This window comes from Bradyrhizobium sp. Kon69, from assembly GCF_055807515.1.
In genome coordinates, this window is sequence record NZ_JBVVOS010000013.1 from 165,841 (window position 1) to 191,123 (window position 25,283).

23 protein-coding genes are annotated in these 25,283 nt (G+C 64.8%); 12 read left to right on the top strand and 11 right to left on the bottom strand.

Going from position 1 to position 25,283, the window contains the following annotated elements; all coding sequences use genetic code 11:
* Nucleotides 1-64: 64 nt before the first annotated feature.
* The 9 genes from AC0L3U_RS19050 (at nucleotide 65) to AC0L3U_RS19090 (ending at nucleotide 10,879) form a co-directional block, all read left to right on the top strand.
* Nucleotides 65-1,684: an ABC transporter substrate-binding protein gene (locus AC0L3U_RS19050; protein ID WP_473362771.1), complete on the top strand. Its 1,620-nt coding sequence runs from the start codon at nucleotides 65-67 to the stop codon at nucleotides 1,682-1,684.
* A 28-nt stretch (nucleotides 1,685-1,712) separates the two neighbouring features.
* Entirely contained in the window at nucleotides 1,713-2,747 is a 1,035-nt protein-coding gene (locus tag AC0L3U_RS19055) for an ABC transporter permease (RefSeq protein ID WP_473362772.1), read from the top strand.
* Complete coding sequence (locus AC0L3U_RS19060; RefSeq protein ID WP_473362773.1) at nucleotides 2,744-3,592, top strand: ABC transporter permease; 849 nt, start codon at nucleotides 2,744-2,746, stop codon at nucleotides 3,590-3,592. Before AC0L3U_RS19055 ends, AC0L3U_RS19060 begins: the two co-directional genes overlap by 4 nt.
* Nucleotides 3,589-5,259 (top strand): nickel ABC transporter ATP-binding protein NikE, encoded by a 1,671-nt coding sequence (nikE, locus tag AC0L3U_RS19065; protein ID WP_473362774.1) that lies wholly within the window; start codon nucleotides 3,589-3,591, stop codon nucleotides 5,257-5,259. Before AC0L3U_RS19060 ends, nikE begins: the two co-directional genes overlap by 4 nt.
* Before the next feature lie 141 nt (nucleotides 5,260-5,400).
* Nucleotides 5,401-7,002 carry an ABC transporter substrate-binding protein gene (locus AC0L3U_RS19070; RefSeq protein ID WP_473362775.1) on the top strand — a complete coding sequence of 534 codons (1,602 nt, stop codon included), beginning with the start codon at nucleotides 5,401-5,403 and terminating at the stop codon, nucleotides 7,000-7,002.
* A gap of 17 nt (nucleotides 7,003-7,019) precedes the next feature.
* Complete coding sequence (locus AC0L3U_RS19075) at nucleotides 7,020-7,961, top strand: ABC transporter permease (protein ID WP_473291316.1); 942 nt, start codon at nucleotides 7,020-7,022, stop codon at nucleotides 7,959-7,961.
* Complete coding sequence (locus AC0L3U_RS19080) at nucleotides 7,958-8,881, top strand: ABC transporter permease (RefSeq protein WP_456765004.1); 924 nt, start codon at nucleotides 7,958-7,960, stop codon at nucleotides 8,879-8,881. The genes AC0L3U_RS19075 and AC0L3U_RS19080 overlap by 4 nt, the downstream gene beginning before the upstream one ends.
* 19 nt (nucleotides 8,882-8,900) lie before the next feature.
* Nucleotides 8,901-9,890: an ABC transporter ATP-binding protein gene (locus tag AC0L3U_RS19085; protein ID WP_473362776.1), complete on the top strand. Its 990-nt coding sequence runs from the start codon at nucleotides 8,901-8,903 to the stop codon at nucleotides 9,888-9,890.
* A complete protein-coding gene (locus tag AC0L3U_RS19090; protein ID WP_473362777.1) occupies nucleotides 9,887-10,879 on the top strand; it encodes an ABC transporter ATP-binding protein in 993 nt (330 codons plus the stop codon). The genes AC0L3U_RS19085 and AC0L3U_RS19090 overlap by 4 nt, the downstream gene beginning before the upstream one ends.
* Nucleotides 10,880-11,039: 160 nt before the next feature.
* On the opposite strand, the gene AC0L3U_RS19095 is transcribed toward AC0L3U_RS19090, so the two are convergent.
* From AC0L3U_RS19095 to AC0L3U_RS19145, 11 genes are all read right to left on the bottom strand, one after another.
* The gene (locus AC0L3U_RS19095; RefSeq protein ID WP_473362778.1) at nucleotides 11,040-11,327 is read right to left on the bottom strand and encodes a YciI family protein; all 288 of its coding nucleotides are present in this window, start codon (nucleotides 11,325-11,327) and stop codon (nucleotides 11,040-11,042) included.
* Between the two features lie 80 nt (nucleotides 11,328-11,407).
* Nucleotides 11,408-12,382 carry a sugar ABC transporter substrate-binding protein gene (locus tag AC0L3U_RS19100; protein ID WP_027517121.1) on the bottom strand — a complete coding sequence of 325 codons (975 nt, stop codon included), beginning with the start codon at nucleotides 12,380-12,382 and terminating at the stop codon, nucleotides 11,408-11,410.
* A gap of 42 nt (nucleotides 12,383-12,424) precedes the next feature.
* Complete coding sequence (locus AC0L3U_RS19105) at nucleotides 12,425-13,402, bottom strand: ABC transporter permease (RefSeq protein ID WP_473362779.1); 978 nt, start codon at nucleotides 13,400-13,402, stop codon at nucleotides 12,425-12,427.
* Nucleotides 13,399-14,349, bottom strand: a complete 951-nt coding sequence (locus AC0L3U_RS19110; protein WP_473362780.1) for an ABC transporter permease — start codon at nucleotides 14,347-14,349, stop codon at nucleotides 13,399-13,401. Before AC0L3U_RS19110 ends, AC0L3U_RS19105 begins: the two co-directional genes overlap by 4 nt.
* The gene (locus tag AC0L3U_RS19115) at nucleotides 14,342-15,868 is read right to left on the bottom strand and encodes a sugar ABC transporter ATP-binding protein (protein ID WP_473362781.1); all 1,527 of its coding nucleotides are present in this window, start codon (nucleotides 15,866-15,868) and stop codon (nucleotides 14,342-14,344) included. Before AC0L3U_RS19115 ends, AC0L3U_RS19110 begins: the two co-directional genes overlap by 8 nt.
* Nucleotides 15,865-17,259 carry an FAD-linked oxidase C-terminal domain-containing protein gene (locus AC0L3U_RS19120; RefSeq protein WP_473362782.1) on the bottom strand — a complete coding sequence of 465 codons (1,395 nt, stop codon included), beginning with the start codon at nucleotides 17,257-17,259 and terminating at the stop codon, nucleotides 15,865-15,867. Before AC0L3U_RS19120 ends, AC0L3U_RS19115 begins: the two co-directional genes overlap by 4 nt.
* 55 nt (nucleotides 17,260-17,314) lie before the next feature.
* Nucleotides 17,315-18,199 carry an intradiol ring-cleavage dioxygenase gene (locus tag AC0L3U_RS19125; RefSeq protein WP_473362783.1) on the bottom strand — a complete coding sequence of 295 codons (885 nt, stop codon included), beginning with the start codon at nucleotides 18,197-18,199 and terminating at the stop codon, nucleotides 17,315-17,317.
* Nucleotides 18,200-18,214: 15 nt separating this feature from the next.
* On the bottom strand, nucleotides 18,215-19,117 hold the full coding sequence (locus AC0L3U_RS19130; protein ID WP_473362784.1) for an NAD(P)-dependent oxidoreductase: 903 nt from the start codon (nucleotides 19,115-19,117) through the stop codon (nucleotides 18,215-18,217).
* Between the two features lie 20 nt (nucleotides 19,118-19,137).
* Complete coding sequence (locus AC0L3U_RS19135) at nucleotides 19,138-20,511, bottom strand: amidohydrolase family protein (RefSeq protein WP_473362785.1); 1,374 nt, start codon at nucleotides 20,509-20,511, stop codon at nucleotides 19,138-19,140.
* A 4-nt stretch (nucleotides 20,512-20,515) separates the two neighbouring features.
* On the bottom strand, nucleotides 20,516-21,595 hold the full coding sequence (locus tag AC0L3U_RS19140) for a maleylacetate reductase (protein WP_473362786.1): 1,080 nt from the start codon (nucleotides 21,593-21,595) through the stop codon (nucleotides 20,516-20,518).
* Nucleotides 21,592-21,915 carry a Dabb family protein gene (locus AC0L3U_RS19145; RefSeq protein ID WP_473362787.1) on the bottom strand — a complete coding sequence of 108 codons (324 nt, stop codon included), beginning with the start codon at nucleotides 21,913-21,915 and terminating at the stop codon, nucleotides 21,592-21,594. The genes AC0L3U_RS19140 and AC0L3U_RS19145 overlap by 4 nt, the downstream gene beginning before the upstream one ends.
* 108 nt (nucleotides 21,916-22,023) lie before the next feature.
* Between AC0L3U_RS19145 and AC0L3U_RS19150 the strand changes: the two genes are divergently transcribed.
* From AC0L3U_RS19150 to AC0L3U_RS19160, 3 genes are read left to right on the top strand one after another with little or no spacing between them, the layout of a single operon-like run.
* Nucleotides 22,024-22,947, top strand: a complete 924-nt coding sequence (locus tag AC0L3U_RS19150; protein ID WP_456764991.1) for a LysR family transcriptional regulator — start codon at nucleotides 22,024-22,026, stop codon at nucleotides 22,945-22,947.
* A 43-nt stretch (nucleotides 22,948-22,990) separates the two neighbouring features.
* Complete coding sequence (locus tag AC0L3U_RS19155) at nucleotides 22,991-23,458, top strand: MarR family winged helix-turn-helix transcriptional regulator (RefSeq protein ID WP_473362788.1); 468 nt, start codon at nucleotides 22,991-22,993, stop codon at nucleotides 23,456-23,458.
* A gap of 46 nt (nucleotides 23,459-23,504) precedes the next feature.
* Nucleotides 23,505-25,214 (top strand): FAD-dependent oxidoreductase, encoded by a 1,710-nt coding sequence (locus tag AC0L3U_RS19160; RefSeq protein WP_473362789.1) that lies wholly within the window; start codon nucleotides 23,505-23,507, stop codon nucleotides 25,212-25,214.
* Nucleotides 25,215-25,283 lie beyond the last annotated feature (69 nt).

Genomic DNA, 25,283 nt, shown 5'->3' on the forward strand with positions numbered 1-25,283 from the left:
CGCAACTTGCTTCTTTCTTAACCTGTCCTGCTGGCGTTCCTGTCGAGAATTTTGGGGAAAACAAATGCGTTTTGTGTCTTTCAGGTCGGCATCCTTCGTGCTCGCCACCACCGCGTTGTTGCTCGTCGCCACCGCGCCCTCGCAAGCGCAGACCAGGGCCGAGACGTTGCGCTATGTCACCGGCGCGTCCGTCAACACCCTTGATCCCAACATCCCGGGCTCGACGCGCGAATCCTTCGCGCTGAGCATGAGCACCTACGACCGCCTTGTCGCGTTCGGCCGCAAGCAGCTCAACGGCAAATGGGTGTTCGATCTCGACAAGATCACCGGCGAGCTCGCCGAATCCTACGACGTCAGCCCGGACGGACTGAAGCTGACGTTCCGTCTGCGCAAGGATGCCAAGTTCCAGGACGGCTCGCCCGTCACCGCCGAGGACGTCAAATGGTCGCTCGATCGATGCGTCACCGCGCCGATCCTCGGCAAGGCACAGTTGCTGACGGGATCGCTGACGTCGGCCGACCAGTTCAAGGTGATCGATCCCCTCACGATCGAAGTGACGCTGCCGAAGCCCGACAAGCTCGCGCTGCCGAATCTCGCCACGGTCTACCCGCTGATCATCAACTCCAAGGTCGCCAAGGAGCACGCGACCCCGGAAGATCCCTGGGCCACCGCCTGGCTGAAGGAGCACACCGCCGGCAGCGGTGCTTACGTGATCGAGAGCTTCAAGCCCGGCGAGCAGGTGATCATCAAGCGCAACGAGGACTGGAACCGCGGCTCGCCCGGCAAGCCGGCGTTTTTCAAGCGCGTGATCGTGCAGTCCGTGCCGGAGCCCGCGACCCGCGCCAATCTGGTCGAGCGCGGCGACGCCGATCTCGTCGTCGATCTCCAGGCCAGCGACGTGCAGTCGCTCGAGGCCAAGGGCAAGCTCAAGGTGATCTCGACGCCGCAATACAATTCGATCACCTTCGTCTCGATGAACAACCAGATCCCGCCCTTCGACAACGTCAATGTCCGCCGCGCCATCGCCTTCGCGCTGCCCTATGAGGACATGTTCAAGGCCGCCCTGTTCGGCCGTGGTGCCCCGCTGTTCGGTGCGACTTGGCCGGATGGCAAGCCGCTGAACGGCATCTATCCGTTCCAGGCGCCGGTGAAGACCGATCTCGACAAGGCGAGGGAATATCTCAAGGCCGCAGGACTCCCGGAGGGTTTTTCGACCACCTTTAGCTTCAATGTGGGCCAGGCCTCGACCGCGGAGCCGATGGCGGCTCTCGTGAAGGAATCGCTTGCCAAGATCGGGATCAAGGTCGACATCCAGAAGCTGCCGGACGCGCAGATGTCGACGCAGATCAACGAGAAGAAGCTGCCCTTGTTCACGGAAGGCATTGTCGCCTGGCTGCCCTCGACCGATTACTTCTACCGCAACTTCTACACCGGCAATCAGCGCTGGAATTACAGCTCGATCAACAATCCGGAGCTGGCGACGATCGCGCAGGAAGCGCGCTTCGAGCCCGACAAGGCCAAGTATGAGGACGATGGCCGCAAGCTCAACGCGATCCATTTCAGCGAGATGCCGCAGATTCCGCTGTGGCAGCCGAACCAGGACGCCGTGATGGCTTCGTCGATCGAGGGTTATACCTACGAGTTCCATCGTCAGGTCGACTATCGCGACGTCAGCCGCAAGTGATGTCAGAAGTGGCCAGAGGCTCTGAAAGGTGATGACCGGTCTTGGTGCGACGGTGGCGCGGGCGGGGAGGCGGCTTCTGTCGTCGCTGCCGGCGTTGTTCGGCGTGCTGGTCTTCACCTTTCTGCTGATGCGGGTCCTCCCCGGAGATCCCGCGGTGTTCTTCGCCTCGGGGCCCAATGCCGGCAAGGAGGAGATCGAGCAGATCCGCAAGCAGATGGGGCTCGACAAGTCGGTGCCGGAGCAGCTCGTGTTCTATCTGTCCGATATCGGCCGCGGCAATCTTGGCCGCTCCATGATGACGGGACAGCCGGTCCTGAAGGACCTGCGCGAACGGCTGCCGGCCTCGCTGGAGTTGACCTTCACGGCGCTCCTGATCGCGCTGATCGCGGCGGTGCCGCTCGGCGTGGTCGCAGCCTTGAAACCGGGATCGCTGGTCGATCACGGCGTGCGGCTGTTCTGCGCGCTCGGCGTCTGCGTGCCGACCTTCGTGTCCGGCCTGCTGCTGATCTATGTGTTCTACTATCTGCTCGGTCTTGCACCTGATCCGACCGGGCGGATTGACGTCTTCACCTCGCTGCCGCCGCAGCGCACCGGATTCCTGTCGATCGATTTCCTGCTCGCGGGAGACATCGAGGGCTGGTGGGCGGCCTGCAAGCAGCTGATCCTGCCGGCGGTGAGCATGGCCCTGTTCGTCATCGCGCCACTGGCGCGGATCACCCGTGCCTCGATGCTAGTCTCGCTCGGCAGCGATTTCGTGCGCACCGCGCGCTCGGTCGGATTGTCCTGGCAGAAGGTCGTCGTCACCTATGCGCTGCGCAATGCGATCCTTCCCGTCATCACCATTGCCGGCATCGTGTTCTCGACCATGCTTGGCGCGAATGTCCTGGTGGAGAAGGTGTTCTCCTGGCCGGGTGTTGCCTCCTACGCGCTCGACGCGCTGCTGTCGTCCGACTATGCGCCGGTGCAGGGTTTCGTGCTGCTGATGGCTGGCATCTTCGTGCTGGTCAATCTCGTGGTCGACATCTGCTACGGCATCGCCGATCCCAGGGTGTCGATCGGATGACCAGCGCAACCCTCCGCCATTCGGTCTGGATTTTGCGCGGCAACCCGCTGACCGGTGTCGCCGCGGCGGGCGTCCTGCTGTTTGTCCTGGTCGCGATCTTCGGACCGTGGCTCGTGCCCTATGATCCCATCGTCTCCAATGTCTCGGAGGCCCTGCAGCCGGCGAGCGCGGCGCACCTTGCCGGCACCGACCAGCTCGGTCGCGACGTGTTCAGCCGCCTCGTCGTTGCGGCCCGCCTCGACCTTGCCATCGCGGTCTCGGCGGTCGGCATCTCCTTCGTGATCGGCGCCGTCGTCGGCTCCTTCTGCGGCTATGCCGGCGGCAGGCTCGACCGCTCGGTCGGCCGCTTCGTCGACGTCATGATGGCCTTTCCGCTGTTCGTGCTGGCGATGGCGATGGTTGCGGCGCTCGGCAACCGGATCGAGAACATCGTGATCGCGACCGCGATCATCAATCTTCCGTTCTACATCCGCTTCGCGCGCGCCGAGGTCAACGTCCGGCGCAATGTCGGTTGGGTGGAGGCGGCGCGTTCCTGCGGCGAGAGTCATTTCTCGGTCGTGTTGCGCTTCCTGCTGCCGAACATCCTGCCGGCGATGGCCGTGCAGATATCGCTCAATCTCGGCTGGGCCATCCTGAACGCCGCCGGCCTGTCCTTCATCGGCCTTGGCGTCAAGCCACCGACGCCGGAATGGGGCATCATGGTCGCGGAGGGTGCCCGCTTCATCTCGACGGGGCGATGGTGGCTGGTGGCCTTTCCGGGCCTCGCGCTGATGATGGCCGTGCTGTGCTTCAACCTCCTCGGTGACGGGATGCGGGACATTCTCGATCCGCGCATGCGCACATGAGCGGGGACTTGCTCAGGATCGACGATCTCCACGTCGCATTCTCGACGCGACGAGGGATGGTCGAGGCCGTGCGCGGCGTGACGCTCACGGTCGAAGCCGGCGAGATGCTCGGCCTCGTCGGCGAAAGCGGATCGGGCAAGTCGGTGACCGGTTTTGCCACGACGCGCCTGCTCGATGCAGCCGGGCGCGTCACCAGCGGAAAAATCCTGTTTCGCGGCCAGGACGTGACAAAACTCAGGGGCGATGATCTCCGGCAGCTCCAGGGCGCCGCGATGTCGATGATCTTCCAGAACCCGCGGGCGGCGCTCAATCCGATCCGCGCGATCGGCCTGCAGATCGCGGACGCAATCCTCACGCACAAGCGGATTTCGAAGGACGCCGCCCGCGCCGAGGCGCTGGAGTTGTTGCGTGCCGTTCAGATCCGCGACCCCGAGACGCGGATGAACGCCTATCCGCACGAACTTTCCGGCGGCATGTGCCAGCGCGTCATGATCGCGATTGCGATTTCCTGCAATCCCGCGCTGTTGATCGCCGATGAGCCGACGACCGGACTCGACGTTACCACGCAGAAGGTGGTGATGGACCTCCTGGCGGAGATTGCCGCCGCACGCGGCATGGCGACGATCCTGATCACGCACGATCTCGGACTTGCGGCGCGATATTGTCGCCGTATCGCGGTGATGGAGCGCGGCCGCATCGTCGAAGAAGCAAGCCCCAGGACGCTGTTCGGCGCGCCGCAGCACGCCTATACCAGGCGTCTGGTGGCAGCGTCGCCGACCGCGACCTCCGGGATCGCGGACCTCGTGACGGAAGAGGAGCGGGAAGGCTACGCGGCTGTCGTCAGCAGACCCAGGCAGGAGCCCGTTCACGGGACTCCGCCGCTGCTGGAAGTGCGCAAGCTCGCAAAACGCTTCGACGAGGGCGCCGCGGCGGTGGCGGACTTCTCCATGACGATGGCCGGCGGCGAGAGCGTCGGCCTCGTCGGCGAATCCGGGTCTGGCAAGAGCACGACGTCGCGCATGATCTGCCGCCTGATCGATCCGAGCGAAGGCGAGATCGTGTTCGACGGGCAGTCGATCGGCCACGTGGCGTCGCGCGATTTTCACCGCTCGCAGTTCCGCAAAGACATCCAGATGGTGTTCCAGGATCCGAACGAGAGCCTCAATCCGCGCTTCACGGCTTTCGATTGCATCGCCCATCCCCTGATGCGGCTCGATCGTATGCGTGCGGGCGATGCGCTGCGCAAGCGGGTGGAAGACTGCGCCGTTCGCGTGGGGCTGCCGCTGGATCTGTTGCCGCGCTTTCCGCATCAGCTCTCCGGCGGCCAGAAGGCCCGCGTCGGCATCGCCCGCGCCATTGCCTGCCGGCCGCGGCTTCTGGTGCTGGACGAGCCGACCGCTGCGCTCGACGTCTCCGTGCAGGCGGTGGTGCTGCAACTGCTCGACCGCTTGCGGCGCGAGAACGACATCGCGCTTCTGTTCGTCAGCCACGATCTCAACGTGGTGCGCATGCTCTGCGACCGCACCATCGTGCTGCGCAATGGCGCCATCGTGGAGCAGGGCGAGAGCCGGGCGCTGTTCGACAATCCCAAGACCGACTACACGCGCAAGCTGGTCGAGGCGATTCCGCATATCGAGACCGGCCCAGTGCTGGCGGCCGCGCTTTGAGGTCTCGACCGGCCCAGATGGTGCGGATATCCCGCTGGCGAAGGTCCGGCTAGTGGCATACCATTTGCACGCCAATGAGCTCTGGTTTCACCTGTTCTTGGCCAACGATGGCCGGCATCACGGCACTATTGGGAGGATTTCATGGATCGCAGGACCGTATTGAAGGGACTGGCCGGCGCAGGCGGTCTGGCATTGAGCGGCCTTTCGGCCCCGGCGATCGCACAAGGCGCCTCGGCGCGCACTCTGCGCTTCGTGCCGCAGGCAAACCTCGCCAATTTCGACCCGATCTGGGGCACGCAATATGTCGTGCGCAATGCCGCCGCGCTGGTCTGGGATACGCTCTACGGCGTCGATTCCGCGCTGCAGCCGCAGCGGCAGATGGTCGAATCCGAGGAAGTGACGGACGACGGCACCACCTGGACGTTCAAATTGCGACCGGGGCTCAAATTCCACGATGGCGAGCCGGTGCTAAGCAAGGACGTCGTTGCGAGCCTGACGCGCTGGGCGGCGCGCGATCCGATGGGGCTGATGCTCAAGGCGCTGCAGCAGGAGCTCACCGCTGTCGACGACCGCACGTTCAAATGGGTGCTGAAGCAGCCATTCCCGAAGATGCTCTATGCGCTTGGCAAGAACAACTCGCCTTGCGCCTTCATCATGCCGGAGCGCATTGCGCAGACCGATCCGTTCAAGCAGATCGGCGATTATGTCGGCTCGGGGCCGATGAAGTTCGCCAAGGGCGAGTGGGTCCCCGGCGCGAAAGCCGTGTTCGAGAAGTTTGCCGACTATGTACCGCGGCAGGAGAAGGCGTCGTGGCTTGCCGGCGGCAAGCAGATGCTGCTCGACCGCGTCGAATGGATCGTGATGCCCGATCCGGCGACCGCCGCGGCCGCGTTGCAAAACGGCGAGATCGACTGGTGGGAGAACCCGATCGCGGACCTTGTCCCGATCCTGAAGAAGAACAAGAACATCAGCGTCGACATCGGCGATCCCCTCGGCAATGTCGGCTCGTTCCGCATGAACTTCCTGTATCCGCCCTTCAACGACGTGCGAGCGCGGCGCGCAGTGCTGATGGCGATGAGCCAGGAGGACTATATGCGTGCGCTTGTCGGTGACGACAATTCGCTGTGGAAGTCGCTGCCCGGCTTCTTCACGCCCGATACGCCGCTCTACACCGAGGCGGGCGGCGAAGTACTGAAGGGCAAGCGCGATCTCGATGCTGCCAAGAAGCTGCTCGCCGAGAGCGGCTATTCCGGCCAGCCGGTGACGTGCCTGGTGGCGCAGGACCAGCCGATCACCAAGGCGTTCGGCGATGTGACCGCCGATCTCCTGAAGAAGCTCGGCATGAATGTCGATTTCGTCGCAACCGATTGGGGCACGGTCGGCTCCCGCCGCGCACAGAAGACGCCACCCGGGCAGGGCGGCTGGAACATGTTCCACACCTGGCACGCGGGTTCGGACTGCATCAATCCGGCGCCCTACACCGCCATTCGCGCCAACGGCGACAAGGCCTGGTTCGGCTGGCCGAACAGCCCCGGCACAGAGAAGGAGGTCACGTCCTGGTTCGAGGCCAAGAACCTCGACGAGGAGAAGGCCGCGGTCGCCCGCCTCAACAAGGTCGCGCTCGAAGACGTCGTCTACGCGCCGACCGGGTTCTTCCTCAGCTACACGGCCTGGCGCAAGAACGTCTCCAGCATCACGAAAGGGCCGCTGCCGTTCTTCTGGGGCGTGTCGAAATCCGCATGACCCTGCGCTGAAACCAGATGCTCTCCTACATCCTCCGGCGTATCGCCTCGACCCTGCCAGTGATGGCGATCGTCGCGCTGTTCGTGTTCAGCCTGCTCTACATCGCGCCGGGTGATCCCGCCGTGGTGATCGCGGGCGATCAGGCAAGTCCGGAGGATGTGGAGCGCATCCGTCAGAGCCTCGGCCTCGATCGACCCTTCCTGATCCAGTTTGGCAGCTGGGTCTGGCGCATTCTGCACGGCGATCTCGGCACCTCGATCTTCACCAATCTGCCGGTCTCGACCATGATCGGGCAGCGTCTCGGGCCGACGCTGTCGCTGATGATGGTTACGCTCCTGCTCACGATCGTGGTTGCGGTGCCGCTCGGCGTGCTGGCGGCCTGGAAGGCGGGAAGCCTGATCGACCGGGCCATCATGGCCTTTGCCGTGTTCGGCTTCTCGCTCCCGGTCTTCGTCGTCGGCTATGTCCTCGCCTATATCTTCGCGCTGGAGCTCGAATGGCTTCCCGTGCAGGGCTATACGCCGCTCGCCCAGGGCGTCTGGCCCTGGCTGCAAAACCTGATCCTGCCGTCGATCGCACTCGGCTGTGTCTACATCGCGCTGATCGCGCGTATCACGCGCGCCACCATGCTCGAAGTATTGCAGCAGGACTATATCCGTACCGCGCGCGCCAAGGGCCTCGGGCAGGGCGGCATCCTGTTCGTCCACGCGCTGAAGAACGCGGCGGTGCCGATCGTCACGGTGATCGGGATCGGCATCGCGCTCCTGATCGGCGGCGCTGTCGTCACGGAGAGCGTGTTCGCGATTCCCGGCCTCGGCCGGCTCACGATCGACGCGATCCTGCGCCGCGATTATCCCGTCATCCAGGGCATCGTGCTGCTGTTCAGCTTCGTCTACGTCCTCGTCAATCTGATGATCGACGTCGTCTATACCATCGTTGACCCGAGGATCCGCTATTGACCGACACGACCGTCAATCCGCAAGCGCTGCCGGCCGGCTTCGTCCTCGCGCCGCAACTGCCGGAGATTCTTCGGCCCGTCGTGATCCGGCGCGGCTTCATCGGCCTGCTGCGGGGGCATCCCACCGTCGCGATCGGCGGCACGTTGCTGCTGATCCTCGTGCTGATCGCAATCTTTGCGCCTTATCTTGGAACGGTGGATCCGACCGCACTTGCGCCGGCCAAGCGCACCCGCGCGCCGTCGGCGCTTTACTGGTTTGGCAGCGACGTTCTCGGCCGCGACATCTATTCGCGCGTGCTGTTCGGCGCGCGGGTCTCGCTCACGGTCGGGCTGTCAGTTGCGATATGCGCGTCCGCGGTCGGCCTTGCCATCGGCATCGTCTCCGGCTTCATCCGCTGGGCCGACGGCATCTTGATGCGCTTCATGGACGGCCTGATGTCGATCCCGCCGATCCTGCTGGCGATCGCGCTGATGGCACTGACACGCGGCAGCGTCGGCAACGTCATTCTCGCGATTACGGTCGCCGAGATTCCGCGGGTTTCCCGTCTTGTCCGTAGTGTCGTGCTGTCGCTGCGCGAGCAGCCTTACGTGGATGCGGCGGTGGCTTGCGGCACCCGCACGCCGATGATCATCCTGCGCCACATCCTGCCCAACACGCTGGCGCCGATGCTGATCCAGGCGACCTACATTTGCGCCAGTGCGATGATCACGGAGGCGATCCTGTCCTTCATCGGCGCGGGGACGCCGCCGACCATTCCGTCCTGGGGCAACATCATGGCCGAGGGGCGGGCGCTGTGGCAGGTCAAGCCCTACATCGTGTTCTTTCCGGCGGCCTTCCTGTCCGTCACCGTGCTCGCCGTCAACCTGCTCGGCGACGGCCTTCGCGATGCGCTCGATCCGCGCATGGCCAAGAGCCTCTGATGGCGAGGGGCTGATCGCGATGGCACTGCTTGAAGTCGAAAACCTCCAAACCCACTTCCGTACGCCCAGCGGCATCAACCGCGCGGTGGAAGGCGTGTCGTTCCATGTCAATGAGGGCGAGACGCTCGCCATCGTCGGCGAGTCCGGCTGCGGCAAGTCGGTGACCTCGATGTCGCTGATGCGGCTGATCCCGGAACCGCCCGGCAGGATCGCCGGCAGCATCCGCTTCGCGGGCAAGGACCTGCTGCAAATGTCGGATCGCGAGATGCGCGCGATTCGCGGCAACGACATCTCGATGATCTTCCAGGAGCCGATGACCAGCCTCAACCCTGTGTTGACCGTCGGCCGCCAGATCCGCGAAACGCTGATGATCCACCAGGGCCTCGACAAGCAGGCCGCGGAGGCGCACGCCATCGAGATGTTGATTCTGGTCGGCATTCCCGAGCCGAAGCGTCGCGTGCGTGAATATCCGCATCAGCTCTCCGGCGGCATGCGCCAGCGTGTCATGATCGCCATTGCACTCGCCTGCAATCCCAAGCTGCTCATTGCCGACGAGCCGACCACCGCCCTGGACGTGACGATCCAGGCGCAGATCCTGAAACTGATGCTGGATCTCAAGCACCGGGTTGGCGCGGCGATCATCCTGATCACCCACGATCTCGGCGTCGTCGCCGAGATCGCCGAGCGCGTCATGGTCATGTATGCCGGCCGCAAGGTCGAGGAAGCGCCGGTGGCGGACCTGTTCCGATCGCCGCGTCATCCCTATACGCAAGGCCTGCTCGGTGCGGTGCCGCGGCTCGGCTCGTCGCTGACCGGCACCGCGAGACGGCTGGCAGAGATCCCGGGGCAGGTGCCTGATCTGCGCAAGCCCATCGTCGGCTGCGTCTTCGCCGGACGTTGCGCGCTCGCGACCGATCTGTGCCGGCAGTACGCGCCGGGGCTCGAAGAGAAGGGGCCACGTCACGTTGCGGCCTGCCACTATGCGGCCAAGGGAACGGTCGCGGCATGAGTCCCCCGCTGCTCCAGGTCAACGACCTCAAGAAGCATTTCCCGGTCAAAAAGGGCCTGTTCAGCCGCAAGTCCGAATGGGTCTATGCGGTGGACGGCGTGTCGTTCGAGATCGCGCGCGGCGAGACGCTCTCGCTGGTCGGCGAGTCCGGCTGCGGCAAATCGACGGTCGGCCGTGCGATCCTGCGCCTGTTCGACATCACGGCAGGGCAGGTCATCCTCGACCGCCAGCGTATCGACGACGCCCATCCGAGCACGATGCGCCAGATGCGCCGCCGCGTGCAGGTGGTGTTCCAGGACCCGTTCTCGAGCCTCAATCCGCGCATGCGCGTGCGCGACATCCTGGCCGAGCCGATCCGCAATTTCGGCCTCGCCAAATCCGCGATCGATCTCGAGACCCGCGTGACGGCGCTGATGGATACCGTGCGCCTGCCGCGCGAGGCGCTGAACCGCAGGCCGCACGAATTCTCCGGCGGGCAGCGCCAGCGCATCGGCATCGCGCGGGCGCTCGCCGCCGAGCCCGAGCTGATCGTCTGCGACGAGGCGGTCTCGGCGCTCGACGTCTCGGTCAAGGCCCAGATCGTCAATCTGCTGCAGGATCTCCAGCGCGAGTTCGGCCTGGCGCTGCTGTTCATCAGCCATGATCTCGCGATCGTCGAGCACATGACCCATCGCGTCGCGGTGATGTATCTCGGCAAGATCGTCGAGGTGGCGCCGCGCTACGAGATCTTCGCCGCGCCAAAGCATCCTTACACCAAGGCATTGCTCTCGGCGGTCCCGCTGCCCGAGCCGGGGGCCCAACGCAATCCCATCATCCTCAAGGGCGACGTGCCGAGCCCGATCAACCCGCCGAGCGGGTGCCGCTTCCACACCCGTTGCCCGCTCGTGTTCGATCGCTGCCGGACCGAGGAGCCGACATTGCGCGCGGCTGGACCCGAGCAGTGGGTGGCCTGTCATCTCGAAGATGGGGCGACGGTGATGAGCGGCTAGCGTTAGGCCGGCGGCAAACCTTTCGACAATCGGGTGAGGATGGCACTCTGCTCCTGTTTTGCCCGACGAGTCAAAGACGTTTGCGACGAAAATTCGTGTGTAAAAACAACGGCGTTCTACTGTGCATGGGGTTGTTTTCGCGTTTTTTGTTGAGTCGCCTTCAACCTTGGCGGCGCAGGAAGCCCGTGATCGTGACCTTTTCCCAGATATCGGCAGCCGCAAACGGATCGGCGCGATTGAAAGCTTCGACGTCGCCACGGTCCGGCGCCTCGATCAGGAACAGGCTGCCGATCATGGTCGCGCCGTCGTCGGAGACGAGCGGCCCCGACATCACGATCTCGACGCCGAAGCGCGAGGTGTCGCTCAGGAAAGCCTTGTGGGCTTCGTAATGGGCGAGCCGGGTCGGCAGCGCGCCGGCGCGGTCGAGGGCGTGAATGGCGAACAGCATGATGGTCTCCGTTTATGTCTCGTTTTCTTGGGACGGCCGCGGCTGCGGCCGTCCGGGCTTGTCGTGATGACTGCGCTCGGTTACTTGCCGCCGAGCTTGCTGGCTTCCTCGAAAGTCGGGCAGCTCCGTTGCTCCAGCGGCACGTCGAACGGCTGGTAATTGTCCTTGGTGATGACGGTTGGCTTCAGCACGATCTCGGCGATGACGGGCTGGTTGCGCAAGGAGCGGATCGCCATCATGGTGCCGAGGCAGCCTTGAAAGAATCCGTTGTAGTCGCCGCTCGCGAGCAGCTTGCCGGACTTGATTGCGTCGATCGCTTCCTTGGTGCCGTTGATGCCGATCACCTGAGCCTTGCGGTTGGCGCCGTCGAGCGCCTCGATCGCGCCGACCGCCATGGCGTCGTTGGCGGCGAGTACGCCGTCGATCTGCGCGTTCGACTGCATCAGATTCTCCATCACCTGGAGCGCCTGGAGCCGCTGGTAATTGCCGGGCTGCGAGGCCAGCAGTTTTGCACCGGCATTTTCCTTCAGCGCGTCGTTGAAGCCGCGGACGCGGTCGACATTGGTCAGCGAGCCCTTGACGCCCTCGATGATGACGATGTTGCCCTTGCCGCCCAGCGTCTTGAGCAGGAAGCGCGCGGTCTCGAGCCCGAGGCTGTAATCGTCGGCGCCGACGAAGGACAGGAACTTGCCGCCAGCCGAGCGATCGGTGATGTTGACGACGGGGATCTTGGCCTCGTTGATCTTCTCCACGCCTGGCACCATTGCCTTGTAGTCGACCGGCGTGAAGACGATGGCGCTCGGCTTCTTCACCACGACGTCCTCGATCTGGCTGAGCTGCTCGGGAATGCTGTCGGGCTTGGTCGGGATGTACTGCAGCGTCTTCGCGTTTAACGTCTTGGCCATGTTGTCCGCGCCGACCCGCACCGTCTGGAAGAACGGGTTGGTTTGGTTCTTGGTGAAGACGGCGATGGTCTCGCCGTCGGCGCGCGCTTGCGTGGTGAGCGCGGCCGCCATCAGCAGCGGCAGCGCCAAATAACCCAGTGTCTGTTTCATGTTGCCTCCATCCCTCGTTTTGCTTGTTGGTCGTTCAAGAACTCATTGCGCGCGGCGGCGGGTCTTCATGTCGAGCCAGACCGCGAGAATGACGATGATGCCGGTGACCAGCGGCTGCCAGTTGGCGCTGACCGACAAGAGGTTCATTCCGTTCAGCACCAGCGTCAGGATCAATGCGCCGATGAAGGTGCCAAACACAGTGCCGACGCCGCCGAACAGCGAGGTGCCGCCGATCAGCACGGCGGCGATTGCGGGCAGCGTCAGGCTTTCGCCGATGTCGGCCTCCGCCGAATTGAGCCGCGACAGGAAGATGATCGAAGCGAGCCCGGCCATGGTGCCGGAGACGGCGTAGACCAGCAGCAGGCGGCGCGCGACCGGAATGCCGGAGAGCCGTGCCGCGACCGGATTAGCGCCGATCGCATAGATCTCCTGGCCCCAGATCGTACGCTGCGCAAACAGTGTTCCGATCCCGAGGAACACCAGAAGCAGATAAACCGGGATCGGCAGGCCGAACAGATAGCCGCTGCCGATCTGGCGAAAGCCGGCCGGAAAGCCGTGAAGTGTTTCGCCCGCCATGTACCAATAGGTGAGACCGTTCAGCACCCAGAGCATGCCGTAAGTGGCGATGAACGAGGGAATGCGGAGCGCGGTGACCATCACGCCGTTGAGCAGCCCAACGATGCCGCCGCAGGCAAGCCCGGTGAGGATGCCGAGCGCCGGCGAGCCGGTCTTGTGGATCACGGTTCCGGCGATGCAGGCGGACAGGGCGACATTCGCGCCGACTGAGAGATCGAGACCGGCGGTCAGCACCACCAGGGTCAGGCCGGAGGCGATGAAGAAGGTCAGGCTCGCCTGCCTGAGCACATTGAGGATGTTGCCGAGGCTCAGGAAGGAATCGCTGAGCACGGCGAGCACCGCACAGATCAGCAGCGCCGCGAGCAGGCGATAGAACACCTGGACCGCGTCCTGCGACAGGAACGAGCGGGGCGGCGCAATGGCGTCTTTGCTGATGTCGGTCATGCGCGGCTCCGCAGGCCGTCGAGGAACAGCGCGACGATGACGAGGACGCCGACGCTTGCGACCTGCACCGAAGATGGCAGCGAGATCAGGTTCAGCCCGTTGCGCAGCACGCCGACCGAGAGCACGCCGAGCACAGTGCCGAGCAGCCAACCATTGCCGCGCTCGAACGATGTGCCGCCGACGGCGACGGCCGCGATCGCATCGAATTCGAGACCGAGGCCCGCGGTTGGATGCCCGGAATTCATTCGCGCCGTCATTAGCAGGCCGGCGATGCCGGCCATGGCGCCGCCGATCGCATAGACCGCGATCAGTAGCCGGTTGGGTGACAGGCCGGCATAGCGCAGCGCCTCCCGATTGCCGCCGAGTGCGAAGATATAGGTGCCGAAGCGGGTATGATAGAGCAGGCCATGAAAGGCGGCGTAGGTCACCAGCGCCATCACGATCGGCACGGGCACGCCGAGCAGCGTCGCCGAATAGATGTCGCGCACGCTGTGGGGGATGCCGACCACGCTCTGGCCGTCGCTGACGATCAGCGACAGGCCTTGCGCCATGCCGAGCGTACCGAGCGTCGCCACGAAGGGCGGGATGCCCACGATGGCGACCAGCCAGCCGTTGACGAAGCCGAAGGCTGTGCCGACGAGGAGCCCGGCACCGAGGCCCAGCAACATCGAGTGGGTCGCGAGCGAGACGATGGCGACGCAGAGCGAGGTCAGCGTCAGCACCGCGCCCATCGACAGGTCCAGCCCCTCGGTCATGATGATCAAGGTCATCGGCAGCGCGAGCATGGTCAGGATCGTCGACTGCACCAGCACGTTGGAGAGGTTGGCGACCGACAGGAAGCCGGGCGCGATCGTGCTGAACAGCGCGATCAGCAGCACCAGCACGATGGCCACGCCGGGAACGCGCTGCAGCGGATTGGGTTGAGAGACGACCGCGGCCTCACGCATGATGCATCCCCAGTCGCACGATGTTCTCCTCCGTCAGTTCGTTGCGCGCGAGGTGCCCGGCGATGCGCCCCTCGCGCATCACATAGGCGCGGTCGCAGACATGGCAGATCTCGACCTGTTCGGACGAAATCATCAGCGCCGCCGCGCCTTCCGCGACAAGGCGGTCGATGAGGGCAAAGATTTCGGCCTTGGCACCGATGTCGATGCCCCGGGTCGGCTCGTCGAAGATGAAAAGTTTCGAGCCGGCGGCGAGCCACTTGCCGATCACGACCTTCTGCTGATTGCCGCCCGAGAGCAGACCGACGATCTGGCGCGCGCTGGGCGTCGCAATGCGTAGCTGACGGATCAGGCCGTCGGCGGTACGCTGCGCGCGGCGCTGGTCGAACAGACCGCTTGGGAACAGCTTTCGCAGCGCCGACACCACCAGATTATCCCCCACCGACCGCAACAGCGCGAGGCCCTCGCTCTTGCGGCTCTCCGGGATCAGCGCGATGCCGCGGCGGGCGGCAAGATCAGGCTCACCGGAAATGGTCTTGCCGTCGAAGATGATCTCGCCTGATGTCACGGGATCGGCGCCGAAGATCGCGCGCGCAACCTCGCTGCGACCGGAGCCGACCAGGCCACACAGGCCGACGATCTCGCCGCGGCGCACCTCGATGTTGATGTCCAAGATGCCGGTGGAGGCGCTCAGGCCCTTGACCTCGAGCAGGACTTCGCCGGGTTTGTCGGCAAAGTTGCGCGGGTAGGTCATGTCGACGTTGCGACCGACCATCATGCGGACGAGCTGGTCCGGCGTGACGTCGGCCGGGCGAACGCCGTCGATGCGACGACCGTCGCGCAGCACGGTGATGCGGTCGCCGAGCGCGAAGACCTCCGCCATGCGGTGCGAGATGTAGACGATGGAGACGCCGTCGGCCTTCAGCCGCGCGATCAGCGCGAACAGCAGCTCGGTCTCGCGATCGGACAGCGCCGCGGTCGGCTCGTCCATCACCAAGATGCGGGCGTTCTGGCTGATCGCTTTGGCGATCTCCACCATCTGTTGCTGCGCCACCCCCAATTTGTCGACAATGGTGGAGGGATCGATGTCAAAGCCGATCGTGCCGAGCACGCGCGCGGCGTCGGCCAAAATCTTGCTGCGGTCGATCGTGCCGGGGATGCGGCCCTTCGGCTCGCGGCCGAGGAAGATGTTCTGGGCGATATCGAGATGGGGGACCAGCGAGAATTCCTGGAAGATCACGGCAATGCCGAGCTTCTGCGCGTCCGCGGCCGAGTTGATCGCGACCGGCTCGCCTTTGTAGTGGAACTCGCCTGCATCGGCGCGGTAGGCCCCGCACAGCACCTTCATCAGGCTCGACTTGCCGGCGCCGTTCTCGCCCAGCAGCATATGAACTTCGCCGGGAAAGACGGCAAAGGACACGTCATCCAGCGCCTTGACGCCGGGAAACTCCTTGCTGATGCCGCGCAGCTCCAGCAGCGGCGTGGGGGCGGCGGGCTCGACGGCCAATGCGGCGGTGCTCATGCGCGCGCTCCGCTTGCAAAGATCTTTCCGGGGTTCATCAGTCCATCAGGGTCGAGCGCGCTCTTGATCGACCGCATCACATCGACGGCCTCGCCGAGCTCGTCGGTGAGATAGTCGATCTTGCCAAGCCCGATGCCGTGCTCGCCAGTGCAGGTGCCGTCCATGGCAATCGCGCGGGCGACCATGCGGGCCTGGAGCGCCGTGGCGCCGTCGACTTCCTCCGGCCTGGCGGGATCGATCAGGATCAGCATGTGGAAATTGCCGTCGCCGACATGGCCGACGATCGGCGCCGTAAAGCCATGCGCGTCCGCGTCGCGCCGGGTCTCCGTGAGGCATTCCGCCAGCCGCGAGATCGGCACGCAGACGTCGGTGATCACGGCACGCGCGCCGGGGCGCAGGCCCAAGCCCGCATAGAGCGTGTTGTCGCGGGCGTGCCAGAGCCGGCTGCGGTCTTCCTGCGCCTTCGCCCAGGCAAAGCCATGACCGCCATGGTCGGCGGCAATGGCCTGTGCGGCTTCAGCCTGCTCGGCGACGGAGGTCTCGGACCCATGGAATTCGAAGAACAGGGTCGGGGCTTCGCGATAGCCGAGCTTCGCATAGGCGTTGATGCCGCGCATCATGACGTCGTCGAGCAACTCGATACGCGCCACGGGGATCGCAGACTGGATCATGGAGATCGCGGTGTCGACGGCATCCTGCAGGGTATCGAAGCTACAAACCGCGGCCGAAATCGCCTGCGGCACTGGATGAACCTTCAGCGTGATCTCGGTGATCACACCGAGCGTACCTTCGCTGCCGACGAACATGCGCGTTAGGTCGTAACCGGCGGCCGACTTGCGCGCGCGCCTGGCGGTCCGGATCACGCGGCCGTCCGCCAGCACCACTTCGAGCGCCATGACATTGTCCTTCATGGTGCCGTAGCGCACCGCCATGGTGCCGGAGGCCCGCGTGGACGTCATGCCGCCGATCGAGGCGTCGGCGCCGGGATCGATCGGAAAGAAAAGACCCGTGCCGCGGAGCTCCGCATTGAGCTGCTTTCGGGTGATGCCGGGCTGCACGACGACATCCATGTCGCTCTCGTGCACCGCGAGCACCTTGTTCATGCGTGCGAAGTCGAAGCAGACGCCGCCGGCGACCGCGGCCGCATTGCCTTCGAGCGAGGTCCCGGCGCCGAACGGAACGATGGGCATATTCGCGCCCGCGCACAGCTTGACGATCTCCGCGACCTCCTGCGTGGTTTCAGGAAAGACGACGATGTCGGGCGGCAGGCTGCGATAATGCGACTCGCTCTGCCCATGCTGATCGAGCACGCCACGCGCGACGCTCGCGCGCGGGCCGATCATGCCCATGAGGCGATCGGCCAATATGCTTGTGCTGACCCGCGGTCCCATCCTTGCTCCCTGTCTGCCTTGTTGTCGGACTCTTGTCTGGTCCGCGATGTTCAGCTTATGCGGCTCTCGCGCTGCTCGCGACCTGCTTCAAGCCGAAATCATAGTTGAGATGAAAATATTCGCTGTCCACCATGCGACCATCGGGCGCACGACCGGGCGGGCACCGCACAAATTCGCGGATCAGGCTGTCCTTGACGCCGAATACCACGTCGGAGTCGAGATACTGGTCGCCGGCGACGAACACGTGGGTCACGAGTTGCTCGAAGCCGGGCGCCGAGATCATGAAATGCACGTGTGCCGGGCGCCAGGGATGGCGGCCCTGGACTTCCAGCATGTCGCCGACCGTGCCGTCATGCGGGATCGGATAGGCAGCCGGCTTGATTGACCAGAAATTGAAGCGGCCATTCTGGTCCGTGTGGAAGCGCGCCCGCATCGCGAGATCGCCGATCTTGTCGAGCTGCTGCACGTCGTAATAGCCGTCATCGTCGGAATGCCAGACATCCACGACGGCGCCGGCAAGCGGCCGTCCGTCGACGGTCGACACCGAGCCGGTGACGAGCATCGGATCGCCCTCCTTGGGACCGGAGATGTCCTCGCCGTTGCTTTTCTCGGGCGACGCCTGCACGAAGAACGGACCGAGCACCGTGGTCTCGGTCGCGCCTTCCGGCACCGGATGATTGATCGCGTCGACCAGCATGGAGACGCCGAGCGCGTCCGACAGCAGGATGAATTCCTGGCGCTTGTCGTCGCACATGTGACCGGTGCGGGTCAGGAAGTCGATCCCGTACTCCCATTCCTTCTGGGTGGGTCGCACCTCGCGGACGAAGGCATGAAGGTGGCGCACCAGCGCTTCGCTGACTTGCTTGATCCGCGGATCGGTTGCGCCCGCGATCCGCTCCAGCACCGCGTCCGTGATCGTGTTCTCGTTGAAATTGCGCATAGAAGCCTCCGTGGATCAGAGTTTGGGCTCGCCAAGGCCGGACAGCCGCTCAAGGTGCTTGACGGTCGCGATGAAGTCGGCGTCGCCGTCGCCCTGTGCGACCAGCGAGCCATAGGTCTCGCGCACTTGGGCTGCGAGCTGAAGCGGCACGCCGACGGCGTGGCCGGCACCGAGGATCAGGTCGAGATCCTTGGCCATCTGCCTGCAGGAGAAGGTCGAGTCGAAGTCCCGGTTACGCAGCGGCGCGGTCTTGTATTTCACCATCGGTGAGGCCACCGCGCTGTCGTCGAGAACCTTCAGAATGTCCTGCCAGCCGATGCCGCCCTTGCGCGCCAGCGCCAGGCTCTCCGCCATCATGGCGGCCGACACCGCAATCATCAAATTGACCGCAAGCTTGGCATATCGCGCTTCTTCGCCGGGCCCGAGATAGGTCTGGGCGCGGGTAAAGGCGGCGAGCAACGGCTTTGCCTTTTCGTAGGCGTCCTTCGGGCCCGAGACGAAGCAGCTCAGCGCGCCGGTGTGGACGATGCTGGCATTGCCGGAGACCGGCGCACGCAGGTAGAGGACACCGCGCGCCTGGGCGGCGGCGTCGACCTCTGCGGAAGCCTCGACGCTCACGGTGCTGGTCTCGATCAGAACGGTTCCGGCAGCCATCGCGGCGATGAGGCCGGTGGGGCCGAGCAATGCGCCACGCAAGGCAGCGTCATCGGGCAAGGACGTGACGATCGCGGCCTTGCCGTCCACGGCCTCGGCCGCTGAAGCGGCAATCGAAATGCCTTGCGCGCGGGCCTCGTCGAGCCGTGCGGCGCTCCGGTCGAACGCGGTCACGGCATAACCGGCCTTAGCGACGAGCACCGACATCGGCAGGCCCATCTTGCCGATCCCGATGAAAGCGATGTTCTTTGGCATATCAGTCATTGTTGTTGTCCTTGGGACGCTCAAGCGGCGCTTCCTTGTCGTTCGATGTCCTGCACCAGCCGCCGGCCCGATTGCACGAGCAGTTCCTTCTTCGCCTCCAGGCCGTCGGCCAGCAGCCGACCATTCCGCTTCTTCCACACGCCGCCGATCATCACGGCCTCGATGTTGGCAAGGCTCGTCTGCATCACCACGGTGGCAACGGGATCGTGCACTGGGACGAGGTTGAGATCGCTGGCATCAATGACGACGAGGTCGGCGAGCTTGCCCGGTGTCAGCGAGCCAATCTGGTCCTCGCGGCCGAGCATGCGGGCGCCTTCCGTCGTAATCCAGCGCAGCGCCTCGCGGACGGGGATTGTGGTCGTTGCCGGAATGGCGCCGCTGGCCTTGCGCGACTCGGTGTTGTCGAGAGCTCGCTGCATCGAGAGCGCAACGCGCGCGGCGGAGAGGAGGTCGCCGCCCAGCACGGATTCCAGATCGATGCCGATAGTCGGCCGCACGCCGCGCTTGAGCAGCCGTCCGGTGATGGGAAAGCCGTGGCCCTGGATCATCTCGTTCTCCGGCGTCACCGAGAAGGAGACGCCGAGATCGACCATCCGGTCCAGGAGATCGTCAGGCAGATCGTTGCCGTGCACGATGTTAATTCCGGTGCCGACGAGGCCGGCCTCGATCAGCTTCTTCCAGCCATCAGGCGTCTTCGCGGGACCGCCGCCCTGATGCATGGATGCGATCAGCTTGAGCTCCCGCGCCATGCGGAAGTCGTGCATGGCGACGTCGAGCGTCGAATAGTGCGGGCCAAGGATCGCAAGCCCAAGCGTGACGAGGCCGTAGCGGTCGGCGAGGGGCCCCGCCAGCAGTCGCTCGACCTCACGGCGTGGATGCGGGATCTCCGAGAAATGCGGTTCGCCCGGTTTCGGCTCGGGCTTGGGCGAGCCGTGGAAGAAAGCCGCGCGGATACCGCTCTCGATCAGGCCACGCACCGCGGCGTCGGTATGATCGGGCGTCGGATTGTTGTGGCACCAGTCGACCAGCGTGGTGGTGCCCCGGTTGATCTGGTTCAGCGCGCCCACCAAGGTCGCGATGTAAATGTCCTCGGGCCTGAAGACCGTAGCGAGCCCGGCATGCATGCGGCGGAAATATTCCAGCAGCGTCCAGTTGGCGGCATAGCCGCGCAAGCCCGTCTGCCAGGTGTGCATATGGGCGTTGATCAGGCCGGGGATGACGATGCGGCCGGTGCCGTCGATGATCTCGGCCTCAGTCGCGCCGCTGCCGAGATCGATCGATGGACGCAAATCAACGATGCGGCTGCCCTCGATCAGCACGTCGCCACTCGGTAAATCGCCGATCGCGTCATCCATGCTGATGATGACAGCGGATTTGATCAGCGTGCGCCGCATCGAATCAAACTGCCGCTTTGGTGGCGTCGGGCGGCTCACCGGCCCAGGCGCGCGCGATCAGGTCGCGAATGGCGTCACGTTCGAGGGGGCGCGGGTTCCAGTAAGCGTTGGTGACCGCGAGATCCGCAGCCTTGTCGATGCCGGCTTCAGCCATGCCGATGTCGCGCAATGCGAGCTTCGCACCCAGGCGCTTGGCCAGCTCGAAAAGTCCTTGCGGTGCATCGGCGGCGCCGATGGCGCGTGAGATCCGCCCCATCGCATCGGGCACCGCCGGCGCGTTGTAGGCCAGCGCATGCGGCAGCACGATAGTGTGCGTTTCGGCATGCGGCAGGTCGAAGGTGCCGCCGAGCGTGTGGCAGAGCTTGTGATGCAGCGCCATGCCGACGGTGCCGAGGCAGACGCCGCAGAGCCAAGCGCCATACAGCGCTTCAGTGCGAGCCTCACGATCGTCGCTTTTCGTGGCAATCGCGGGCAGGGCGCGGGCGAGCGCGCGGATGCCTTCCTCCGCCATCAGCGACGTCACCGGATTGGCATCGCGCGCATAGAGCGCCTCCACCGCATGCGCGATCGCGTTGATGCCTGAGGTCGCGGCCAGGCTCGCCGGCAGTGTCAAAGTGAGATCAACATCGTAGATCACCGTCTCCGGCAGGATGGCGGCGTCGCGTACCGTGGTCTTCAGGCCGTTCTCGGTCTGGCCGACGATCGGCGTCATCTCCGAGCCGGCATAGGTGGTGGGAATGCAGAGCTGGTTGATCCCGGTGCGCAGGGCGAGCGCCTTGCCGAGCCCGGTCGTGGATCCGCCACCGAGGGAAATGACGCAGTCGGCCTCGCACGCCTTCATCGCCGCGAGCGCCCGCTCCGTGACCTCGACCGGCGTGTGCATGGTCGCGCCCGGAAAGATGCCGGCGTAGAGCGGACCGAGCGCCGCGCCCAAGCTTTTGCCTTGCGCCTCCTGCTGCGGCGTTGTCAGCACCAGGGCGCGCTTGCCGCCGAGCCGCTCGACCTCGGCCTTGGCGCCAGCCAACGTTCCGCTGCCGAAAACGACGCGGCAGGGCAGGTTTTCAAAGGTGAACGTACCGATCATGCGCCGGTCTCTTTGATGGGATAATCGACCTGGAAGCGCCCGATCCGCAAGTCGCCCAGCGCCTCGCGCACGCGCAAATGTTCCGGGTGGGTGGCGTAGGCCTGGAGCGCAGCGTGGTCGGTGAATTCGGAGAACAGAACGACGTCGCAGGCGTAGTCGACGTCGCTGACATCAAGACCGACCTCGATATGGGTGAGGCCGTCGATCCGGCCGCGCAAGCCCTCGAACAGCGTCTTGACCTTAGCCCGTGCGGCGGAACGCTCCGCAGGCGTCTCCCCGCGCAGCCGCCACATCACGATGTGCCTGATCGGGCCCGACATTTCCCTGTTTCCTCGCCTGCTATCTTGCTTGTGTTTGGGCCATTTTGACTTGCGGGATGTGGAAATAAAGGTCAATAATCGTAAGTCTCTTTTCCTGTTTGCGAAAAAATGGACCGCCTGCTGCAATTGGAAGTGTTCGCCAAGACGGCCGAACTCGGCAGCCTGTCCAAAGCTGCCGAAGCGCTGCGCATGTCGAATGCTGCCGCGAGCCGCCATCTCAGCGCGCTCGAGGAGCGCCTTGCGGTCCGGCTGATCGAGCGCAACACCCGTCGGCTGTGGTTGACTGAGGCGGGGCAGGAGCTGCTGGAGCGCTCGAGCCGGGTTTTGAGCGAACTGGCGGAGGCCGAGGACATCGTCAGCGATCGCGCGCTGTCGCCGCAAGGCACGCTGCGGGTCACGAGCTCGCTGTCCTTTGCAGTGATCTATCTGGCGCCGATGCTGCCGGCCTTCCGCGCGCGCTATCCGAAGCTCAACATGCAGATCACCACCGCCAACCGGTACTCCGATTTCATCGAGGCCGGCATCGACGTGGCGATCAGGACGCGCGAGCAGGAGCCGGATTCAAACATCATCGTCCGCCGCATTGGCCAGATGCGGCGTGTGCTCGCGGCTGCGCCGTCCTATCTCGCAAGCTGCGGCGAGCCGGAACAGCCCGTCGATCTCGCGCGCCACAACATGCTGGTCTACAATCTCGCCAACGATCCCTATTCGCTGCGCCTGCGCAAAGGCAACGGCGCGCAGACTGTTCGCATCACGCCGACGCTCGACAGCAATGACGGCCAGGTCATCCGCGGCGCCGCACTGGCGGGACTCGGCATTCTCATCCAGCCGCTGTACATCGTGCAAAGCGATATCGCGGCGGGCCGTCTCGTCCCGGTTCTGATGGACTGGGAGCTGCCGCTGCTGACGATGAACATCGCCTACCAGAACCGTGCCGGACTGCCCGCCAAGATCAGGGTCTTTTCCGACTTCCTGGTCACCCACATCCGCGAGCATTCGCAGCCGGGGATCTGGATCGACGCAGCGAAGTGAGCGACATTTTCGAATTCAGGCGGCTTTGCAGAAGGCACATCCATTGAAAGCCAGGACATCCGGCACCGCATGGCGGCATGCCAACATCGGTCGGCTGCTCAACAACGCAGTGCGGCGCTTCGAAGGTCGTGTGCTCGAGCTGATGAGCGAGAAGGGGCATGGCGAAACCCGGATCGCGCATGTCGGCCTCACACGCAATCTCGACGTCGAGGGGACCAGACTGACGGAACTCGCCCGCCGCGCCTCCATGAGCAAGCAGGCGATGGGCGAGCTGGTCGATCAATGCGCCGAGCTCGGCCTGGTCGATCGCATCGCCGATCCCACCGATCGGCGCGCGCGCATCGTCATGTTCACGCCGGCGGGTCGCAAATGGCTCGATGCCTTCCGCGACGCGGTTGACGTCGCCGAGCAGGAGATGCGCGCCGAGCTCGGCAAGGCCACGATGGATGCGATCCTGAAGGGATTGGCAGTCTACGGCGCGCAATTCGACACCCTCCATGAGCCCGAGTAGTCAGGCTACTTGACGATATCGTCAGGTCACCTTACCATGCAGAATAATGCTGGTAGGGAGAAGCATCTTGGAAACACGTCTGACGGCCGCGGTGCTCATCGTGGGCGGGGGGCCCTGCGGGCTGATGCTGGCCAACGAACTCGGCCGCCGCGGCGTGTCCGCGATCCTGGTCGACGAAAAGCCGGGCACGGCCTTCAATCCACAAGCCAATGCGACGCAGGCGCGCTCGATGGAGCACTATCGGCGGCTGGGTTTTGCCGACGAGATCCGACGCGAAGGTCTGCCTGCGGATTATCCGACCGACGTTGCGTATTTCACGCGCTACACCGGTTACGAGCTGGCCCGATTTCAGTTGCCGTCATCGTCACGCGCGGGCGAGCTCGTCAAGGGCATGTCGGGCTCCTGGAGCGCGGCGGAGCTGCCGCATCGGGTCTCGCAAAAATATGTCGAGGCGGTGCTGCGCCGCCATGCCGAACGGCTTCCCGGAATAAGGCTCAGCTACGGTCATCGTCTGATCAGCTACGTCGAGAGCGATGACGGCGTCGTCGCCCAGATCGAACGTCTCGATGACAACAGCCGCTTTCAGGTCCGGGCCGACTTCCTGGTCGGGGCCGACGGGCCGCGCTCGCAAGTCCGGCAATCGCTCGGGATCGTCTACGGCGGCGAAACCGGAACGCAGCGCGATTTCATGGGCGGCCGCATGCTGGCCGTCTATCTCCGTTCACCCGGCTTCTACGCGAGCATCCCGCACGCCAAGGCGTGGATGTACAATTGCTTCAACGGCGACCGCCGCGCCTTCATGGCATCGGTGAACGGTCGCGACGAGTTTGCGTTTCACACGCAGCTTCGGCCCGATGAGAACGAAAATGCGATCACGATCGATGAAGCCAAAGCAGCGTTCCAGCGCGCTTGCGGCGCGCCGATCGACTGCGAAGTGCTGTCGTTCCTGACCTGGACCGCCGGCCACGCGCTGGTCGCGAATGGAATGCAGCGGGGCAGGGTCTTCCTCGGCGGCGACGCGGCGCATCTGTTCACGCCAACCGGAGGCCTCGGCTATAACACCGCGATCGAGGATGCGGTGAATCTCGGCTGGAAGCTCGCAAGCGTCGTCAAGGGCGTGAGCCCGGCGGGGCTGCTCGACAGCTACGAGGTCGAGCGGCGTCCGGTGGCACTTCGTAACACCGACTATGCGCGCCGCTTCGCCGACTCCCTTGGTCTGTTCGCTCCCGCGCCTGACATCGAGGACGCCACCGAGGCCGGCGACGAGGCGCGGCGGATGGCGGGCGTCTATCTCGAACAGCACGCCCGCGCCGAATTCAACATCCCAGGCGTGACCTTCGGCGGGCGTTACGACGGTTCGCCGATCATCGTCTCCGATGGCAGCCAGCCGCCGCCCGACGCCGCGAACGTCTACGTTCCGAGCGCCTGTCCCGGCGGCCGTGCCCCGCATGCCTGGCTGGAAGACGGAGTCTCCCTGTACGACCTGTTCGGGTTCGAGTGGACGCTGCTCCAGTTCGGCGAGGTCATGACCGCGCATGCATCATTCGCCGAGACCATCCGCACGATCGGGGTCGATGTGAAACTCGTCACGCTGCCGAAATCCCTGCGCGATCTCTACGACGCCGATCTCGCTCTGATACGCCCCGACCAGATCGTGGCCTGGCGCGGCAGCGCGTCACAGGCTGGCACGATCGGGCGCGTCCTTGCCCGCGCACTCGGACACAGCACGAGCGACGGCGCAAGGCTGGCAAGCTGATCGACTTTCGCCGTCGCATCCGATCAGCGGCTGCGCGGCCAATAACAACAAGACAACAAAACGACAAAT

Excerpts from the sequence above, each read along its gene's own strand:
- AC0L3U_RS19140 (WP_473362786.1), bottom strand. The coding sequence starts at position 21,595 with ATGATCGGTACGTTCACCTTTGAAAACCTGCCCTGCCGCGTCGTTTTC.
- AC0L3U_RS19115 (WP_473362781.1), bottom strand. The coding sequence starts at position 15,868 with ATGAGCACCGCCGCATTGGCCGTCGAGCCCGCCGCCCCCACGCCGCTG.
- AC0L3U_RS19075 (WP_473291316.1), top strand. The coding sequence starts at position 7,020 with ATGCTCTCCTACATCCTCCGGCGTATCGCCTCGACCCTGCCAGTGATG.
- AC0L3U_RS19095 (WP_473362778.1), bottom strand. The coding sequence starts at position 11,327 with ATGCTGTTCGCCATTCACGCCCTCGACCGCGCCGGCGCGCTGCCGACC.
- AC0L3U_RS19090 (WP_473362777.1), top strand. The coding sequence starts at position 9,887 with ATGAGTCCCCCGCTGCTCCAGGTCAACGACCTCAAGAAGCATTTCCCG.
- AC0L3U_RS19130 (WP_473362784.1), bottom strand. The coding sequence starts at position 19,117 with ATGACTGATATGCCAAAGAACATCGCTTTCATCGGGATCGGCAAGATG.
- AC0L3U_RS19110 (WP_473362780.1), bottom strand. The coding sequence starts at position 14,349 with ATGCGTGAGGCCGCGGTCGTCTCTCAACCCAATCCGCTGCAGCGCGTT.
- AC0L3U_RS19050 (WP_473362771.1), top strand. The coding sequence starts at position 65 with ATGCGTTTTGTGTCTTTCAGGTCGGCATCCTTCGTGCTCGCCACCACC.
- AC0L3U_RS19145 (WP_473362787.1), bottom strand. The coding sequence starts at position 21,915 with ATGTCGGGCCCGATCAGGCACATCGTGATGTGGCGGCTGCGCGGGGAG.
- AC0L3U_RS19070 (WP_473362775.1), top strand. The coding sequence starts at position 5,401 with ATGGATCGCAGGACCGTATTGAAGGGACTGGCCGGCGCAGGCGGTCTG.
- AC0L3U_RS19060 (WP_473362773.1), top strand. The coding sequence starts at position 2,744 with ATGACCAGCGCAACCCTCCGCCATTCGGTCTGGATTTTGCGCGGCAAC.
- AC0L3U_RS19125 (WP_473362783.1), bottom strand. The coding sequence starts at position 18,199 with ATGCGCAATTTCAACGAGAACACGATCACGGACGCGGTGCTGGAGCGG.
- AC0L3U_RS19150 (WP_456764991.1), top strand. The coding sequence starts at position 22,024 with ATGGACCGCCTGCTGCAATTGGAAGTGTTCGCCAAGACGGCCGAACTC.
- AC0L3U_RS19085 (WP_473362776.1), top strand. The coding sequence starts at position 8,901 with ATGGCACTGCTTGAAGTCGAAAACCTCCAAACCCACTTCCGTACGCCC.
- AC0L3U_RS19160 (WP_473362789.1), top strand. The coding sequence starts at position 23,505 with ATGCTGGTAGGGAGAAGCATCTTGGAAACACGTCTGACGGCCGCGGTG.
- AC0L3U_RS19105 (WP_473362779.1), bottom strand. The coding sequence starts at position 13,402 with ATGACCGACATCAGCAAAGACGCCATTGCGCCGCCCCGCTCGTTCCTG.
- nikE (WP_473362774.1), top strand. The coding sequence starts at position 3,589 with ATGAGCGGGGACTTGCTCAGGATCGACGATCTCCACGTCGCATTCTCG.
- AC0L3U_RS19100 (WP_027517121.1), bottom strand. The coding sequence starts at position 12,382 with ATGAAACAGACACTGGGTTATTTGGCGCTGCCGCTGCTGATGGCGGCC.
- AC0L3U_RS19120 (WP_473362782.1), bottom strand. The coding sequence starts at position 17,259 with ATGGGACCGCGGGTCAGCACAAGCATATTGGCCGATCGCCTCATGGGC.
- AC0L3U_RS19135 (WP_473362785.1), bottom strand. The coding sequence starts at position 20,511 with ATGCGGCGCACGCTGATCAAATCCGCTGTCATCATCAGCATGGATGAC.